This window comes from Pseudomonas sp. D3 (assembly GCF_029320995.1).
Taxonomy (GTDB): Bacteria; Pseudomonadota; Gammaproteobacteria; order Pseudomonadales; family Pseudomonadaceae; genus Aquipseudomonas; species Aquipseudomonas paraveronii.
In genome coordinates this window covers 4,803,212-4,819,185 of sequence record NZ_CP119772.1, presented here as the reverse complement: position 1 = coordinate 4,819,185, position 15,974 = coordinate 4,803,212, and the positions used below count along the sequence as shown (strand labels likewise).

Below are 15,974 nucleotides of genomic sequence, written 5' to 3'. Positions count from 1 at the left end.
GCAGTGGATTGAGTTCGGCCTGATTAAAGGGGTAGATGCCGACTTAGCAACGCCCGCAACGCCGCCGGCTTAACCGGCTTGGCCAGATAATCCAGCCCCGCGGCATGCACTTGCGCCACCGTCTCCGGACGACCGTCGGCGCTGATGACCACGCCGGGGATCGGCTCAGCCAATTGCGTGCGCAGCCAAGCCATCAGCTCCGTGCCGGTTTCCCCGTGGTCCAGGTGGTAATCCACCAGCGCCAGTTGTGGGCGCACGCCGTCGGCCAGCAGTGCGGCGCACTGCGCCTGGTCGGTGGCGGTCCATACTTCGCAACCCCAACGCGTCAGCAGGCTGCGCATGCCTATCAGGATGCTTTCTTCGTTATCCACACACAGCACCTGTGCGCCACTCAGGGGCAGGCCGTTTTCCTGCACGGTCTTGATCGGCGGGCTCGTCTGGTTGCGAGCCAGCGGTACGCGCACGCTGAACACGCTGCCCTTGCCCGGCCATGAACGCACGCTTAGGTGGTGGTCCAATACGCTGCACAGGCCATCGGCGATCGCCAGGCCCAGGCCGAGGCCTTTTTCAGCGCGGGTCTGATGGCTGTCCAGGCGCTTGAATTCCTCGAAAATCACCTTCTGTTTATCCTGAGGGATGCCAGGACCGCGGTCCCATACTTCCAGGCTCAACTCGCCCTCGTGTCGGCGCACGCCCAGCAGCACTGGGCCGTCGGCATAGCGGAACGCATTCGTCAGAAAGTTCTGCAAAATGCGTCGAAGCAACTTGATGTCACTGTCGACCCGCAAATGACTGCCGCGCAAGCGGAAGCGCAAGCCTTGTTCCTGGGCCAGTGCCTTGAATTCGGCGCCGAGTGCGTCGAACAGTTCGTTGAGCACGAACGGCTGGCGTTGCGGGTTGATCTTGCCGTTTTCCAGGCGCGAGATGTCCAGCAGGTCGCTGATCAGGTCTTCGGCGGAACGCAGCGAGCTGTCCAGGTGTTGCACCAGTTGCCGGGCTTCGCTCGACAGGCCGTCGTTCTGGTGGGAGAGGGCGGCGGAGAACAGGCGTGCAGCGTTCAGCGGTTGCATCAGGTCATGGCTGACCGCTGCGAGAAAGCGGGTCTTCGATTGGTTCGCGGACTCGGCCACGCCCTTGGCGTCGGTGAGCGCCACGTTGAGTTGCGACAGCTCGTGTGTTCGCTCGGTCACCCGTCGTTCCAAGCCCTCGTTCGCCTCGGTCAGCGCGTGTTCGGCCTCGCGGAACGCGGTGATGTCGGTGAAGCTCATGACAAAACCGCCGCCGGGCATCGGGTTGCCGATCAGTTCGATCACCCGTCCATTTGGGAACAGGCGTTCGGAGGTGTGCGCGCGGCCTTGGCGCATCCAGTGCAGGCGTCGTGCCACATGCACTTCGGCCTCACCCGGTCCGCACAAGCCGCGCTCGGCGTTATAGCGAATGATGTCGGCAATCGGCCGGCCGACGCTGATCAATCCCTCGGGGTAGTTGAACAGCTCCAGGTAACGGCGGTTCCACGCCACTAACTTGAGCGACTGATCCACCACGCTGATGCCCTGGGTGATGTTTTCGATGGCGCCTTGTAGCAGGGCCCGATTGAATTGCAGCACTTCGGAGGCTTCGTCGGCGATTCGTACTACGTCCTCCAGCAGCATGTCCCGACCTTCAATCGCGGCCTTTACGACGGCGCGAGTCGAGGAGGCGCCGAGTACACCCGCCAGCAGGCGTTCGGTATGCGCGATCCAATCGTTATCGGCATTCTGGTTGGGGTTGAAGCCTTTGCCCTGGCGATAGGCGAAGCGGATAAAACTTTGCTGGGCGCGTTCTTCCCCGACAAAGCGCGCGGCCAGGCTCAGCAGGTCGCTGATCTGGACCGACAACATGGAGCGAGTGCTGGCGCGTTGGCTGGTTTCCTGGCCGATGAAGCGCCCGGCCTGCCAGTGCTCGGACACTCGAGTGCGCGAGAGCATCGAAACCCAGACGAACAGCGTGAAGTTGCCCGCCAGGGAGAACACGGTGCCCAGGGTCAGCGAGGTGAGGGGCAAACCGAGCGGTTGGGAATGCAACCAGGTCAGGCCTGGGAAAAGGCTGAGCGACCAGCCCAGGCTTTTCGCGGTAACCGGTAGGACCAAGGTGTAGAACCACAGGAACGTGCCCGCCGCCAAACCGGCAAAGACGCCGCGACGATTCGCCTGTTTCCAATACAGCGCGCCAAGCATGGCGGGTGCCAGTTGGGTCACTGCGGCGAAAGCGATCTGGCCGATCGTCGCGAGGCTCGCAGTGGAGCCCAGCAATCGGTAGCTGACATACGCCAGCAGCAGGATGATCACAATGCTGACGCGGCGTACCGACAGCAACCAGTGGCGGAATACTTCAAACGGCCGTTCCGCGCTGGAGCGGCGCAACAACCAAGGCAGCAGCATGTCGTTGGAAACCATGGTCGACAACGCAATGCTTGCAACAATCACCATGCCGGTGGCGGCCGACGCGCCACCAATGAACGCCAGCAAGGCGAGGACCGGATGGGCCTCGGCCAAGGGCAGGCTGATCACGTAGGAATCGGGTGGCACCGAGCCGGGCAAGAGCATTTTGCCGCCGAGGGCGATCGGCACGACAAACAGCGCTGCGAGAATCAGGTACGCAGGGAAGACCCATTTGGCCAGGCGCAAATCCTGGGGGTCGATGTTTTCCACGACGGTGACGTGAAACTGCCGGGGCAGGCAGATGATTGCCATCATTGCGACGCCGGTCTGTACCACCATCGTTGGCCAGTTGACGGTTTCTTTCCAGTATTCCTCCAGCCGTGGAGCCAGCATCGCCTGGTTGAACAAATCGCCGAAACCGTCGTAGAGGCCGTAGGTCACAAACGCACCGACCGCGAGAAACGCGAACAGTTTGACTATCGATTCAAAGGCAATCGCCAGCACCATGCCACGGTGGTGTTCGGTGGCATCGAGGTTGCGCGTACCGAAGACAATGGTGAACAACGCCAGCACCAGCGACACGATCAACGCCGTGTCCTGGGCCCGGGTGCCGGTAGCATCCGCGCCAGCGCCGATCAGCAGGTTCACCCCGAGTACGATGCCCTTGAGTTGCAGGGCGATGTAAGGCAGCACGCCGACCATGCAGATCAGCGCGACCACCACCGCTAACGATTGGGATTTGCCGTAGCGTGCAGCGATAAAGTCAGCGATAGAGGTGATGTTTTCCTGCTTGCTGATCAGAATCATCTTTTGCAGGACCCAGGGGGCCAATACCAGCAACAGCACCGGTCCCAGGTAGATCGGTATAAACGCCCACAGTTGTTCGGCCGCCTGGCCTACGGCGCCGAAGAAGGTCCAACTGGTGCAATAAACGGCCAGCGACAGGCTGTACACCCAGGCACGCATACGCGGCGGCAGCGGCGCATGGCGACGGTCACCGTAAAAGGCGATGGCAAACATAATGGCCATATAGGCCAAGGCAACGGCGGCGATCAGCCCGCTGGACAGCGTCATGGTAACTCCGGACATAAACACACCCAGGCATTTCGGGCCCGGTCGGACAGTCTCGCATGATGCCTGGGGATTAGTCAGTGTCGACCAAGGTCTCGTGAGCACTAATGTCGCAGGGGCGGGTGTTAAAGAGGCTCAGCGCGGCGGCAGGGTTTTTTGGCGCAGGATGTAGATCGTCACCAGCACGGCACTGGTCAGCATGAAGCCCCGTGCCCAGGGTAGAGGCACCAGGTAGCAGGAAAAACCGATGCTCAGCCACATCAGGCCGATGGCATAGACCTTGCCCTTCAGCGGGATGCCACTGCCGTCCAGGTAGTCACGAATCCATGGGCCCAGGCGCGGGTGTTCCACCAGCCAGTCGTAGAAGCGTGGGGAGCTTCGCGCGAAGCAGGCGGCGGCAAGAAGTAGGAAGGGGGTGGTCGGCAATACCGGCAGGAAAATACCGATTACTCCCAGCGCTACGCTCAGCCAACCGATGGCCAGTAGTGCATAACGCAGGAGCGGCGAGCGCTTGCCCATGGGTATCACGGGCATGCGACTCAGTGGTGACGAGGCTTGAGGAGCGCCGGTTTTTCGTCAGGGGCGTTGCACAGCAGGTACAGGGCGGTCAGGGCTTCCGGGATCTGTACGATCATGTCGTCCATCAGGTTGGCGTCGGAGGCGATGTCGGAGAACTCCGGCTGGTCGTCGAACAGGCCTGAACCGACCATGATTGGCAGCAGCATTTCGCTGACTTCTTCTTCGGCGGTTTCGAACCAGGCGGCTTCGCGCAGGAACACGCCTTCCATGAATCCGATGCACCAGCCGCGCAGGTCGGAGTCGTCCGGATCTTCGCCCAGGTCCAGGTCGCACGGCAGCTCGAATTCCTCATCGGAGGCCAGTTGGCGACCGATGTGGGCCTTGAGAGCGAGCAGGGTGGCTTCGATCTCTTCGCGCTGGGCGGCGTCAGCGTAGTGAGGTTCTTCGGCGAACAAGGCGTCGATCCACTCACGGTCCGGCACGATGTCGGAAGAAATCGACAGGGCGGTCAGGTAGCCGTGGGCGGCCACGTAGTCCAGCGCCTCGTCATGCAGCTCATCGGCGTCGAGGAAGGCTTGCAGGCGGGTTAGTTGCTCAGCGAAGGACATTGAAGGACTACCTTGGGAATAAACGATGCTCAATTCTAGGCTTTCTTGAGCGCCCCGGCCAGCCACACTGCATATTTGGCCGGTTTTCGATAGCGGCCGCTATTCGTCAGCCGCGCCCTTTGCCGGCCGACGCTCGGGTATACTGCCGCGTTTTGTGATGCCCCTGCAGGCCAGTGCCAACCCGAGAAAACTTCGCTTACGGATTATTTTCCGTAGTGCCGCGTTTTTTCGGCCAGCCTGTAGAGAGGGATTTCGGCGATATTTGGAGTTTTACATGCTCGAGCAGGCTCAACGCGTCCTCAAGGACATCTTCGGCTACGACAGTTTTCGTGGCCGCCAGGGTGCGATCATTGAGCGCGTGGCCAATGGCGGTGATGCCCTCGTCCTGATGCCCACCGGTGGTGGCAAGTCGTTGTGTTTCCAGGTGCCGGCGTTGCTGCGTAACGGTCTCGCCGTGGTGGTGTCGCCCTTGATCGCGCTGATGGACGATCAGGTAGCGACCCTCGAAGAACTCGGTGTTGCCGCCGCCGCGTTGAACTCCACGCTCAGCGCCGAACAGCAGCGCGACCTGGCCGCGCGTATCAAGCGCGGTGAAGTGAAAATGCTCTACCTGGCCCCCGAGCGCCTGGTGCAGCCGCGCATGCTGGCCTTCCTGCAGAGCCTGGAAATCGCCCTGTTCGCCATCGATGAAGCTCACTGCGTATCGCAATGGGGTCACGATTTCCGCCGTGAATACCTGCAGTTGGGGCAGTTGGCGGAACTGTTCCCCGACGTTCCGCGTATCGCCCTGACCGCCACCGCCGACAAGCGTACCCGTGAAGAAATCGTCGAGCGCCTGCATTTGCAGAACGCCGAGCGCTTCCTGTCGAGCTTTGACCGGCCGAATATTTTTTACCGCATCGTGCCTAAAGAACAGCCGCGCAAGCAGTTGCTGGCGTTCCTGTCCGAGCGGCGCAGCGATGCAGGCATCGTCTATTGCCTGTCGCGCAAGAAGGTCGACGAAGTGGCCGCCTTCCTGTGCGAGCAGGGTTATCCGGCGTTGCCCTACCACGCGGGCTTGCCCAACGAATTGCGTGCTTATCATCAGAAGCGCTTCCTCAACGAGGAAGGCCTGATCATGGTGGCAACCATCGCGTTCGGCATGGGCATCGACAAGTCCAACGTGCGATTCGTGGCCCATATGGATCTACCCAAGTCCCTCGAGGCTTATTACCAGGAAACCGGGCGTGCCGGCCGTGATGGCCTGCCGGCGGATGCGTGGATGGTCTACGGCCTGCAAGACGTGGTGATGCTCAAGCAAATGCTGCAGAACTCCGAAGGTGACGAGCGCCACAAACGCCTGGAGCAGCACAAGCTCGACGCCATGCTGTCACTCTGCGAAGAGACGCGTTGCCGCCGCCAGACCTTGCTGGCGTATTTCGACGAAGACATGCCCGAACCCTGCGGCCATTGCGACAACTGCGTGGACGGCGTGCAAACCTGGGATGCCACTGAGCCGGCGCGCCAGGGCTTGTCCGCGATCTACCGCACCGGTCAGCGTTATGGCGTCGGCCATCTGGTGGATGTGTTGCTGGGCAAGGACAACGAGAAGGTGCGTAGCTTCGGCCACGAGAAACTCTCGGTCTACGGCGTGGGCAAGGCCCGTGCCGAAGGCGAATGGAGATCGCTGTTCCGCCAGATGGTCGCGCGCGGCTTGGTAGACATCGACATCGAAGGCTACGGCGGCCTGCGCCTGAACGACAGTTGCCGGCCGTTGCTCAAGGGTGAAGTCAGCCTGGAACTGCGCCGCGACCTCAAGCCGCAGACCACCGCCAAGAGCAGTACCAGCCAAGCCAGCCAACTGGTGCGCTTTGAAGAGCGTGAACAGTGGGAAGCCCTGCGTACCCTACGGCGCAAACTGGCGCAGGAACACAGCGTGCCGCCTTACGTTATTTTCCCCGACTCGACCTTGCTGGAGATGTTGCGCGAGCAGCCGACCACCCTGGCCGAAATGGGCCGGGTCAGTGGTGTGGGGGCGCGCAAGCTGGAGCGTTATGGCCAGGCCTTCCTCGAAGTGCTCGGCGGCCAGGCCGAAGCGCCGAAGGAAATCGCCGATATTCGCCACGAATTGATCAGCCTGGCGCGGGCCGGCATGACCCCGATCCAGATCGCCGGCCAGCTGCAATGCTCGGAGAAAAACGTCTATACGCTGTTGGCCGAATCCATCGGTCAGCAACAGTTGTCGTTAGAGCAGGCTCTTGATTTGCCGGAAGATTTACTCAGCGAAATCCAGGATGCCTTCCTAGACGGTGAAGGCGAATTGCCACCAGTTGCTGAGATCGCACCGCTGTTCACCGGGCGGGTTCCCGAGGGGGTTTTGTACTGCGTTCGTGCCGCGTTGCAGTCTGAGTTCGAAATTTAGTGTGCCAATTGCGACAATGTAACGAATCAGTACAGACGAGCGCTTGCCTACTGACATGGCTCATGCTTAGCTGACTAATAATTAGCCATACTTTGTTTTCAGTCTAAACCATGAGTTTTTTATGCCGTTAACCGATCAACACCGTTTTGGCATGCAGTTGGCGCAAATGTCCCGAGGTTGGCGCGCCGAACTGGACCGCCGTTTGGCGGGGCTAGGCTTGTCCCAGGCACGCTGGCTGGTGCTGCTGCACCTGGCTCGTTTCGAAGACGCGCCGACTCAGCGCGAACTGGCACAAAGTGTCGGCGTTGAAGGTCCGACCCTGGCGCGGTTGCTCGACAGCCTGGAAGGCCAAGGACTGGTTCAACGTCAGGCCGTGGTGGAAGATCGCCGCGCCAAGCGCATCCTGCTGTGCGACACCGCCCGACCGTTGATCGAGCAGATTGAAACCATCGCCACTGCGTTGCGCCATGAGTTGTTCGTGGGCGTGAATGAAGAGGACCTGCGGGTGTGCATGCGTGTGCATGGGCACATTCTGGCGAATCTGGAAAAGTCCTGACCTCAAGTACACGGCAGATCAATATGTGGGAGCCGGCTTGCCACTGCAAGCCAGCTCCCACATTGGGTATTACGGTCGGCGTTTTAGAAGGTCTGGCCGAGGTTCAGGTACACCGCTTGCTGATTGTCATCATTGAACCCGTAGCTGAAATTCAGCGGTCCCAACGGTGTGTCAAACCCCAGGAAAATACTCGCGGCGTTGATATAGCCGCTGTCGAATTCATTGTCGTTGTTCCACGCCCGTCCGCGTTCCAATGACGCGCCCAGGTACAGCGGGAAATCCAATGGCAGGTACGAGCGTGGCGTCAGGCGGCGGTAGTACACGGCGCGCATCAAGCTGACGTTCTGCCCCGAGATCGCATCCTGGCGAAAGCCCGACAGCTGCCGTGCGCCGCCCAGCAGGAAGCTGGATATCACCACGTCCGAATTATCCATGGTGCGCCCGTAACGGCCGCCCAGTACGAGCGTGTCCGGACCGTGGCTCATGGCCTTGTCCAGCTTGAACTCCCATTGTCGGTAGCGTTGATCCGAACCCAACCCTGGTTCGAACTCGCGAAAAGCCAGGCCGATGTCTTCGCCTGTGTGGGGGAAGTACACGTTGTCCAGGGAGTCGAAGGAGTACTTCAACTCGTAGAAGCCTTCGCTGAAGCTCACGCTTGGCAGGTCGCGGTCGCCGATGCGCACATCGGCCTTGCCCCAGGCCTCGCCGACGCCGAAGCGGATCTCGCCGCTGGTGCCGATCTGGCGCCCCACGTTCAGGCCGAAACCGTAGCGTTCCAGGCGGTATTCGGAGATGGGATCGTTGTCCAGAATCAGTTCCACATTCTGCGCCTGGGCCTTGAGGTAAGGTGCGACGAAGTAGCGCGAGCCGGTGTCCATCGGTTGGTAGAACTCGCTGTACAGCTCCTGCCGATCGCCGATCTGCACCCGCGTCAGCCATTCCGCGCCGAGGCGGTTGATGCCATTAATGCGGTAGCTCGCGCCGAGGTTGAAGGCGCTGTCGCCACGCATATCGTCGGACAAGTTCAGGCCCAGGCGCAGGTAGTCGGTGCCGCTGCGTTTGCCGCGTGCGCTGATCACCAGGGTGTTGTCGTGGCCTTTTTTCACCACGCGGTATTGCACCTGTTCGAAGTAATCCAGGCCATACAAGGTGCCCATGTCCACTTGCAGGCGACCCAGGTTCAGCGGCTCGCCCAGGGTTTGGCGGATGTAGTAGCGGATCACGTCGTCGCTGACTTTCGAGTCGTTCTCCACGCTGATCGCGGTGATGATCGGGGTCCGTTCGCCCGGGGTGCGCGCGGCCACCAGTTCCGGGTCGATCGGTTCGGCGGGGCGCAAGTGGGCCAGGCGCACATCGAGGGCGCGGGTGGCGCGGTAGCCGGCGTCGATTATGTCCTTGGCGCGGCCGAAGTCCGTGACGCCATAGGCGGCCAGCGGCGGCTGGATCAGCACATCTTTAGGGTTCAGGGCCCTAAGTTGTTCTTCGGAATTGCGCCGGGTCATCAGGGTGATGGACTGGTTGAGCACGTCCACCACCGTGGCCAGTTGCTTGCGTGAGCGCAGCGGCGTGCCGATGTCCACCACGATGGCGATGTCGACACCCATCTCTCGCGCCACGTCCAGCGGGATGTTATCGGTCATCCCGCCGTCCACCAGCAGCCGGCCATCGAGTTCCACAGGCGCGAATACGGCAGGGATCGACATGCTCGCGCGGATTACCTGGGGCAGGTGGCCTTTGCTGAAGACTACTTTTTCGCCGGTGGTGATATCGGTTGCTACGGCGCGAAAGGGGATCGGCAGCTTGTCGAAATTTCGCGTGTTGCTGCTGTGGGCGAACATGCTTTCCAGCAGCAGCGCCAGGTTCTGGCCCTGGATGACGCCCAGCGGCAGGCCGAGGCTGCCATCGTCGCGGATACTGAGTTTCTGCTTGACCAGGAAATCACGGTCATCCTGCTTGCGTCGAAACGGCACATCTTCCCGAGGAGGCGCATCGGAGAGCGCCTGCTGCCAATCGATACCCAGCGCGAGCTTTTCCAGCTCATCGATCTTGTAGCCCGACGCGTATAACCCGCCGATCACCGCACCCATGCTGGTGCCGGCAATCGCATCGATATGAATCCCCTGTTCCTCCAGGGCCTTGAGCACGCCGATATGGGCGAGCCCGCGCGCGGCACCGCCGGACAGCACCAGGCCGATTTTCGGGCGTGGCGTTTCAACCGCATCGACAAGGAGGGGTAGCAGGCAGAGCAACAGGCAGGACAGCAGGCGGTGCATCATGAATCTCGGGGCTGGACGATAAGGGCCGGTATTATAGCCACCCGACCCTCCAAGCCCGTTACGCCAGGAACCTGTCAAATTATGTCGCTGAGCAAACCCGAGATCGTCATCACCTATTGCACGCAGTGCCAGTGGTTGCTGCGCGCCGCGTGGCTGGCCCAGGAACTGTTGAGTACCTTCGCTGAAGACCTAGGCAAAGTGGCGCTGGAGCCGGCGACCGGCGGCGCGTTTCGCATTACCTGCGACGGTGTGCAGATCTGGGAGCGCAAGGCTGATGGCGGCTTCCCGGAGGCCAAAGTGCTCAAGCAACGTGTGCGCGACCAGATCGACCCGCAGCGCGACCTGGGGCACAACGATCATAAGTAATGAAGGCCACCGCCGCATAAGGGCGGTGACCGGTTGGTGCGTGCTTACTTGGCGGCCATCTTGCTCTTGATGAAGCCGATGACCCACGTCAGCACCAGGCCGCCGACGCCACCGCCGACAATATTGCTGCCGACCGCCGCGACATCCAGCGTTTCGCCACCGGGCGTGCCCGTCAGCGCCGAGACGATCTGGCCCAGCACCAGGCCACCGACACCACCGAGGAGGGTATTGAGCCCGGTGCCCAGGCTCTGTTTGGTCATCCCCGCCAAATTACCGCCGACGGCACCGCTGATGATCTGAACGAGCAAGCTGATAAACATTTCCATGATGCAACTCCTGCATAGCGTTAATGGAGTGACCACTCGCTTGCAGCAACTTCATACGTCCTGGCTGTCGTCGAGGAGTCTTTATCCGTAGACGACGACACACTGTTGCGGATGGGCAGAGTATAGATCAGGCCGCTGCAGCCGGCTGTTTGGCCTGGCTGGCGCTGCCCATCAGGCCGGAAAGCACGATGGCGACGATGATCAGCGCGCCGCCCAGCAGCATGCGCAAGGTCGGGGTTTCGGCAAACAACAGCCAGGCGACGCTGATGCCGTAGACCGGTTCCATGGCGAACACCACCGAGGCGGTGCGGGCCTTGATCACCGCGAGGCTGGCGACAAACAGGCTGTGGGCCAGGCCGGTACAGAACACGCCGAGCAGGCCGATCCACAGCCAGTCGATCGCGCGCACATCCGCCAGCCCCGGCGCGGCCACGGGCAACAGGCACAGCGCGACCACCACGTTCTGGCACAACGCCGCCTGCACCGCTGGAATCCGCCCGGAGCTGGCGCGGTTATTCAGTGACAGCAGGGAGAACAGCAACCCCGAGGCGATGCCCCAGAGCAGGCCGCCCGTGGCTTCGCTGGCGAGGTTGAAGTCCGGTGTCACCAGCACCAGGCCCACCGTGACCAGAGCCACCAGCAACACTTCATTGGCGCGAATGCGCTCGCGGAAGATCAAACCTTCGAGGATCACGGTAAACGCCGGGAACGCGGTAAACCCCAGGGTGGCGACGGCCACGCCGGCGACTTTGACCGCAATGAAGAACGTGACCCAATGCGCCGCCAGCAACACACCGCTGATCACCAGCCGACGCCAGTCGCGCATGTGCAGCTGTTTCCAGGGGGCGTTGCTGGCGAAGCGCGCAAAGATCGCCAGGGCAATCACCGCAAACGCGGCGCGGCCGAACACGATGATGGCCGGTGAGGCGGCCGCCAGCTTGCCGAATACGCCGGTGAGGCCAAACATCAATGCGCCGATATGCAGGGCGCCGAGGGCTGAGCGGGGAGTCATTGCGATCCTTGTAGCAACGGGGTGACAGGCTCGCAGTCTAGAGGCTGGGTGCGTGAGTGTCTGTCGCCTGGCTCGCGATTTTTAGCGCAGGACTCGCTATTTTTTCGTGCGCCGCAGGGCGCTCGGCGCGGCGCCGAATTCGCGCAGCATTGCAGCGGCAAACGCACTTTGCGAGGCATAGCCGACGCGCTCGGCAATCTCGCCGATGGGCAGTGGCGTTTCCCGCAACAGGCCCAAGGCTTTATGCAGGCGGCGACTGCGGATGTAGTCCATGGGCGTCTGCCCACACTCGGCAACAAACCGCGCATGCAGGCGTGCGACGGACAAGTCGGCGATGCGTGCCAGGTCGGCGACTTGCAGGGGATGGGCGACATGCTGTTCGATATGCGCATTGAACGCGGTGTAGGGCAGGCGGCGGCCCGGCACGCTGGGGGCCAGCGGATGATTGAGGCTGGCCAGCAGCAGCACCGCCCCTTGCTGGACGATCAGCGGGTCATCCACCGGGCTGTGCGCCAGCCATTGCACCAACTGGCTTTGCCGCGTATCCAGGGTCAGACGCGTCGGTTGGTCGAGCAGGCGGCGGCTGGCATCGGCATGCTCGCCCAACGATTGCAGCACCCAGTGTTCGTTGGGCACATCCAGCACCAGGCATCGGCTGCCGTCGCGACTGCCGCAGGTGTGGTGAGCCGAGAAGGGCAGCACCATCACACTGCTCTCGCGGACCTGGCTGGCGTGTCCATCCACTTCAAGGTCCAGGTGCCCGGACAGGCCAAAGACCAACTGCGCATGGTCATGGCTGTGGGCAATGGGCGCTTCGATGTAATGGCGTAGCGTGAGGGACGCGCTCATTGCGTTCTCCAGGGCAGCAGATCCGCAGTCTACAACGCTTTGCGAGGAGCCTGCGCTGTCATCAGACTGACGCATAGCTGTCATGGGCTATTAATCGCGAGGGCGCAAGCTCGCGAAAACACCGTCGAGGGATGCCCATGACCCGTGCCGAATTCGCCACACCCAGCCGTAAGCAACGGGTTCGTACCCTGTGGATTTCCGATGTGCATTTGGGCACCCGGGATTGCCAGGCCGAACACTTGTCGCAATTCCTCAAGGGCTACCACGCCGACAAGGTGTACCTGGTCGGTGACATCATCGATGGCTGGAAACTGCGCGGCGGCATGTATTGGCCCCAGGCCCACACCAATGTGATCCGCCGCCTGTTGACCATGGCCAAGCGAGGCACGGAGGTGATCTACGTCACCGGCAACCACGACGAATTCCTGCGCCGCTACTCCAAGCTGATCCTGGGCAACATCCAGTTGGTGGACGAAGCCATTCACGTCACCGCCGATGGTCGCCATCTCCTGGTGATCCACGGCGACCAGTTCGATGTGATCACGCGCTATCACCGCTGGTTGGCTTTCCTCGGTGACTCGGCCTACGAGTTCACCCTGACGTTAAACCGTTGGTTGAATCACTGGCGTGCGCGGTATGGCTACGGTTACTGGTCGCTCTCGGCGTATCTGAAGCACAAGGTGAAGACCGCGGTGAGTTTTATCAGCGATTTCGAAGAAGCCATCGCCCACGAAGTGACCCGGCGCGAATTGCATGGGGTGGTGTGCGGGCATATTCACCATGCGGAGATTCGCAAGGTAGGCGAGGTGGACTACCTCAACTGTGGGGATTGGGTGGAGTCGTGCACAGCGTTGATCGAGCACTGGGATGGGAGTATCGAGTTGTATCGGTTGGCGGATGCGCAGGCTAAAGAGGCGCAGCTAAAATCGGAGATGGTCGCGGGCTAAGGCCTTGTTCGGCCCCGAAAGTGGGAGCGGGCTTGCTCGCGATAGCGCAGTGTCGGTCACTGTATTTGGCAACTGATTCACCGCTATCGCGAGCAAGCCCGCTCTCACATGGGGTGCCGGTTTCGTCAGTCAGACGCTGCAGACATCGGCAATCGCTTGCGCCAGCAGGGTCAATCGCCTTGCATCGATCCCCGCCACATTCGCCCGCCCCGAGCTGACCATATACACGCTGTGCTTCGCGCGCAGTTGCTTGACCTGCTCGGCACTCAAGCCGGTATAGGAAAACATCCCACGTTGCGCGCCGATATGCGCAAACCGCTCGGCCAGCCCGTGTGGCGCCAGGGCCTCGACCAGTCCGGAGCGCAACTGCGCAATGCGCGCGCGCATCGCTTCGACTTCGCCGCTCCACTGCGCCTTCAGCTCGGCGTCACCGAGGATCGTCGCGACGACTGCCGCGCCGTGGTCCGGTGGGGTTGACCACAGGTTGCGCGCGATATTTGCCAACTGGCTGCGTACATCCGTGAGTTTCTCGGCATTCGCCGCACACACGATCAGCGCGCCGACACGGTCGCTATACAGGCCGAAGTTCTTCGAGCAGGAGCTGGTGATCAGCACTTCCGGCAGCTCGGCCGCGAACAGCCGCACCGCCCAGGCGTCCTGCTCCAGGCCGTCGCCAAAGCCCTGGTAGGCGAAGTCGATCAGCGGCAGCAGGTGGCGCTCGCGCACGATCTGCAAGACCTGGCGCCAGTCCTCTTGGGACAGGTCGAAACCGGTCGGGTTATGGCAGCAGGCGTGCAGCAGCACCACGTCGCGCTCGGGCACCGTGGACAAGGTCGCCAGCATTGCGCCCACATCCAGCCGATTGTCCGCGCCGACGTAAGGGTAGTGACTGACCTTGATCCCGGCCTTGGCGAAGATGCTTTCGTGGATCGGCCAGGTTGGGTTGCTCAGCCATACGCCGCGGCCGGGCAGGCTGTGGGCGATAAAGTCGGCGCTCAGGCGCAGGGCTCCGGTGCCGCCTGGGGTCTGGGTCGCGCCGGCGCGGTGTTCACGCAGCAGCGCGGACTCGGCGCCGAGCACCAGCTCGCTGATCAACCTGCCGAACGCGGCGTCGCCGTGGCCGCCAATGTAGGTCTTGGTGGTTTGCCGTTCCACCAGGCGCTGCTCGGCTCGCTTCACCGAAGGGGGAATCGGTGTCAGCCCTTGGTCGTCCTTATACACGCCCACGCCGAGGTCGAACTTGTTCGGGTTGGCATCCTGGGCATACAGGTCCATCAGCCCGAGGATCGGGTCGCCGGGCACGCGGCCAATCGCATCAAAATGCATTACTTGCGGCCCTCGGCACCCTTGGCCACTTCGTCGGTGCGCGCGGCCATGATGAAGTCGTTGCGGTGCAGGCCTTTGATGGAGTGGCTCCACCAGGTCACCGTGACCTTGCCCCACTCGGTGAGCAGGCCTGGGTGGTGGCCTTCAGCTTCGGAGATTGCACCCATGGCGTTGGTAAAGGCCAGGGCGAACCTGAAGTTCTTGAACAGGAAAACCTTCTCTAACTGCATGACGCCATCGCGCACTTCAATGTTCCAGTCGGGGATCTGTTTGAGCAGCACCGGTAGTTCTTCATCGTTGACTTGCGGGGCATCGGCGCGGCAGGCTTCACAGTGGGCTTGGTTCAAGGTCGTCATGGGGGGGTGTCCTGAATTCGAGTGTTTGGAAAACGGTCGTCAGTGGCGTCACCCTAAAGCAACGCGGGACCAGGGAACAGATTCACCTGGCGTCAAAACCTACGGTTCACGCGGCTTTGGGCTTGGGTGCGAAGAGCGGTGTGTGCAGACCCAGCTGCATCCCACGCTCGACCATGCCCATGATGTCTTCCTGCGCTACGTCGAACAGGCGCTTGAGCTCGGGCAAGACAAAATATAGCGGTTGCAGGATGTCGATGCGATACGGCGTGCGCATCGCCTCCAGCGGATCGAAGGCTTGATGTTTGGGCTCGGACGACAGGCTGTACACCGTCTCCTTGGGCGACGACAAAATACCGCCACCATAGATGCGCCGACCGGCGGGCGTGTCCACCAGGCCAAATTCGATGGTCATCCAATACAGGCGCGCCAGGTACACCCGCTGCTCCTTGGTGGCCGCGAGGCCGAGCTTGCCGTAGGTGTGGGTGAATTCGGCGAACCAGGGATTGGTCAGCAGCGGGCAGTGGCCGAAGATTTCGTGGAAAATATCTGGCTCTTGCAGGTAGTCCAATTCTTCGTGGGTGCGAATAAAAGTCGCCACCGGAAACTGCTTGTTGGCGAGTAATTCGAAGAACGTCTGGAAGGGAATCAGCGCTGGCACGCGGGTGACTTGCCAGCCGGTGGTCTCGGCCAGCACCGTGTTGATTTCGCTCAGTTGCGGGATGCGATCCAGGGGCAGGCCGAGCTTGTCGATGCCGTCCAGGTATTCCTGGCAGGCGCGGCCCTCGATCACTTTCAACTGGCGCGTGATCAGGGTGTTCCACACCGCATGTTCTTCCGGCGGGTAGTGGATAAAACCTTGCGCATCGGGCTCGCGGGCCACGTAGTGCGTCTGCTTCATACGGCTCTCCTGCTAGGCATTCGTTCTTGTTATGTCCTGCGAT

The 15,974-nt window shown here is 61.7% G+C and carries 14 protein-coding genes; 4 read left to right on the top strand and 10 right to left on the bottom strand.

The window, feature by feature from the left end:
* Window positions 1–23: 23 nt before the first annotated feature.
* From P3S72_RS22145 to P3S72_RS22135, 3 genes are all read right to left on the bottom strand, one after another.
* Window positions 24–3,494, bottom strand: a complete 3,471-nt coding sequence (locus P3S72_RS22145) for a PAS domain-containing hybrid sensor histidine kinase/response regulator (protein WP_276194236.1) — start codon at window positions 3,492–3,494, stop codon at window positions 24–26.
* Window positions 3,495–3,626: 132 nt separating this feature from the next.
* Window positions 3,627–4,025, bottom strand: coding sequence for a YbaN family protein (locus tag P3S72_RS22140; protein WP_276194235.1), 399 nt, complete (start codon window positions 4,023–4,025; stop codon window positions 3,627–3,629).
* Between the two features lie 5 nt (window positions 4,026–4,030).
* On the bottom strand, window positions 4,031–4,618 hold the full coding sequence (locus P3S72_RS22135) for a YecA family protein (RefSeq protein ID WP_276194234.1): 588 nt from the start codon (window positions 4,616–4,618) through the stop codon (window positions 4,031–4,033).
* Window positions 4,619–4,892: 274 nt separating this feature from the next.
* Between P3S72_RS22135 and recQ the strand changes: the two genes are divergently transcribed.
* Entirely contained in the window at window positions 4,893–7,019 is a 2,127-nt protein-coding gene (gene recQ / locus P3S72_RS22130) for a DNA helicase RecQ (RefSeq protein ID WP_198718051.1), read from the top strand.
* A gap of 121 nt (window positions 7,020–7,140) precedes the next feature.
* The gene (locus P3S72_RS22125; RefSeq protein WP_276194233.1) at window positions 7,141–7,575 is read left to right on the top strand and encodes a MarR family transcriptional regulator; all 435 of its coding nucleotides are present in this window, start codon (window positions 7,141–7,143) and stop codon (window positions 7,573–7,575) included.
* Window positions 7,576–7,658: 83 nt separating this feature from the next.
* On the opposite strand, the gene P3S72_RS22120 is transcribed toward P3S72_RS22125, so the two are convergent.
* The gene (locus P3S72_RS22120) at window positions 7,659–9,848 is read right to left on the bottom strand and encodes a patatin-like phospholipase family protein (protein ID WP_276197977.1); all 2,190 of its coding nucleotides are present in this window, start codon (window positions 9,846–9,848) and stop codon (window positions 7,659–7,661) included.
* Window positions 9,849–9,932: 84 nt separating this feature from the next.
* On the opposite strand from P3S72_RS22120, the gene P3S72_RS22115 reads away from it, so the two are divergent.
* Window positions 9,933–10,217, top strand: coding sequence for a SelT/SelW/SelH family protein (locus P3S72_RS22115; RefSeq protein ID WP_276194232.1), 285 nt, complete (start codon window positions 9,933–9,935; stop codon window positions 10,215–10,217).
* A gap of 44 nt (window positions 10,218–10,261) precedes the next feature.
* Here the strand turns inward: P3S72_RS22115 and P3S72_RS22110 are convergent, their stop codons facing one another.
* The 3 genes from P3S72_RS22110 to P3S72_RS22100 all read right to left on the bottom strand — a co-directional run bounded on the left by P3S72_RS22110 (window position 10,262) and on the right by P3S72_RS22100 (window position 12,404).
* The gene (locus P3S72_RS22110; RefSeq protein ID WP_276194231.1) at window positions 10,262–10,543 is read right to left on the bottom strand and encodes a hypothetical protein; all 282 of its coding nucleotides are present in this window, start codon (window positions 10,541–10,543) and stop codon (window positions 10,262–10,264) included.
* 127 nt (window positions 10,544–10,670) lie between these two features.
* A complete protein-coding gene (locus P3S72_RS22105; RefSeq protein WP_276194230.1) occupies window positions 10,671–11,555 on the bottom strand; it encodes a DMT family transporter in 885 nt (294 codons plus the stop codon).
* Window positions 11,556–11,651: 96 nt separating this feature from the next.
* Entirely contained in the window at window positions 11,652–12,404 is a 753-nt protein-coding gene (locus P3S72_RS22100; RefSeq protein WP_276194228.1) for an AraC family transcriptional regulator, read from the bottom strand.
* 137 nt (window positions 12,405–12,541) lie between these two features.
* On the opposite strand from P3S72_RS22100, the gene P3S72_RS22095 reads away from it, so the two are divergent.
* Window positions 12,542–13,351, top strand: coding sequence for a UDP-2,3-diacylglucosamine diphosphatase (locus P3S72_RS22095; RefSeq protein WP_247401752.1), 810 nt, complete (start codon window positions 12,542–12,544; stop codon window positions 13,349–13,351).
* Window positions 13,352–13,480: 129 nt separating this feature from the next.
* On the opposite strand, the gene P3S72_RS22090 is transcribed toward P3S72_RS22095, so the two are convergent.
* The 3 genes from P3S72_RS22090 to phhA all read right to left on the bottom strand — a co-directional run bounded on the left by P3S72_RS22090 (window position 13,481) and on the right by phhA (window position 15,931).
* Window positions 13,481–14,677, bottom strand: a complete 1,197-nt coding sequence (locus tag P3S72_RS22090; protein ID WP_276194227.1) for an amino acid aminotransferase — start codon at window positions 14,675–14,677, stop codon at window positions 13,481–13,483.
* Window positions 14,677–15,033 (bottom strand): 4a-hydroxytetrahydrobiopterin dehydratase, encoded by a 357-nt coding sequence (locus P3S72_RS22085; protein ID WP_276194226.1) that lies wholly within the window; start codon window positions 15,031–15,033, stop codon window positions 14,677–14,679. The genes P3S72_RS22090 and P3S72_RS22085 overlap by 1 nt, the downstream gene beginning before the upstream one ends.
* A 106-nt stretch (window positions 15,034–15,139) precedes the next feature.
* On the bottom strand, window positions 15,140–15,931 hold the full coding sequence (phhA, locus tag P3S72_RS22080; protein WP_276194225.1) for a phenylalanine 4-monooxygenase: 792 nt from the start codon (window positions 15,929–15,931) through the stop codon (window positions 15,140–15,142).
* Window positions 15,932–15,974: the final 43 nt, after the last annotated feature.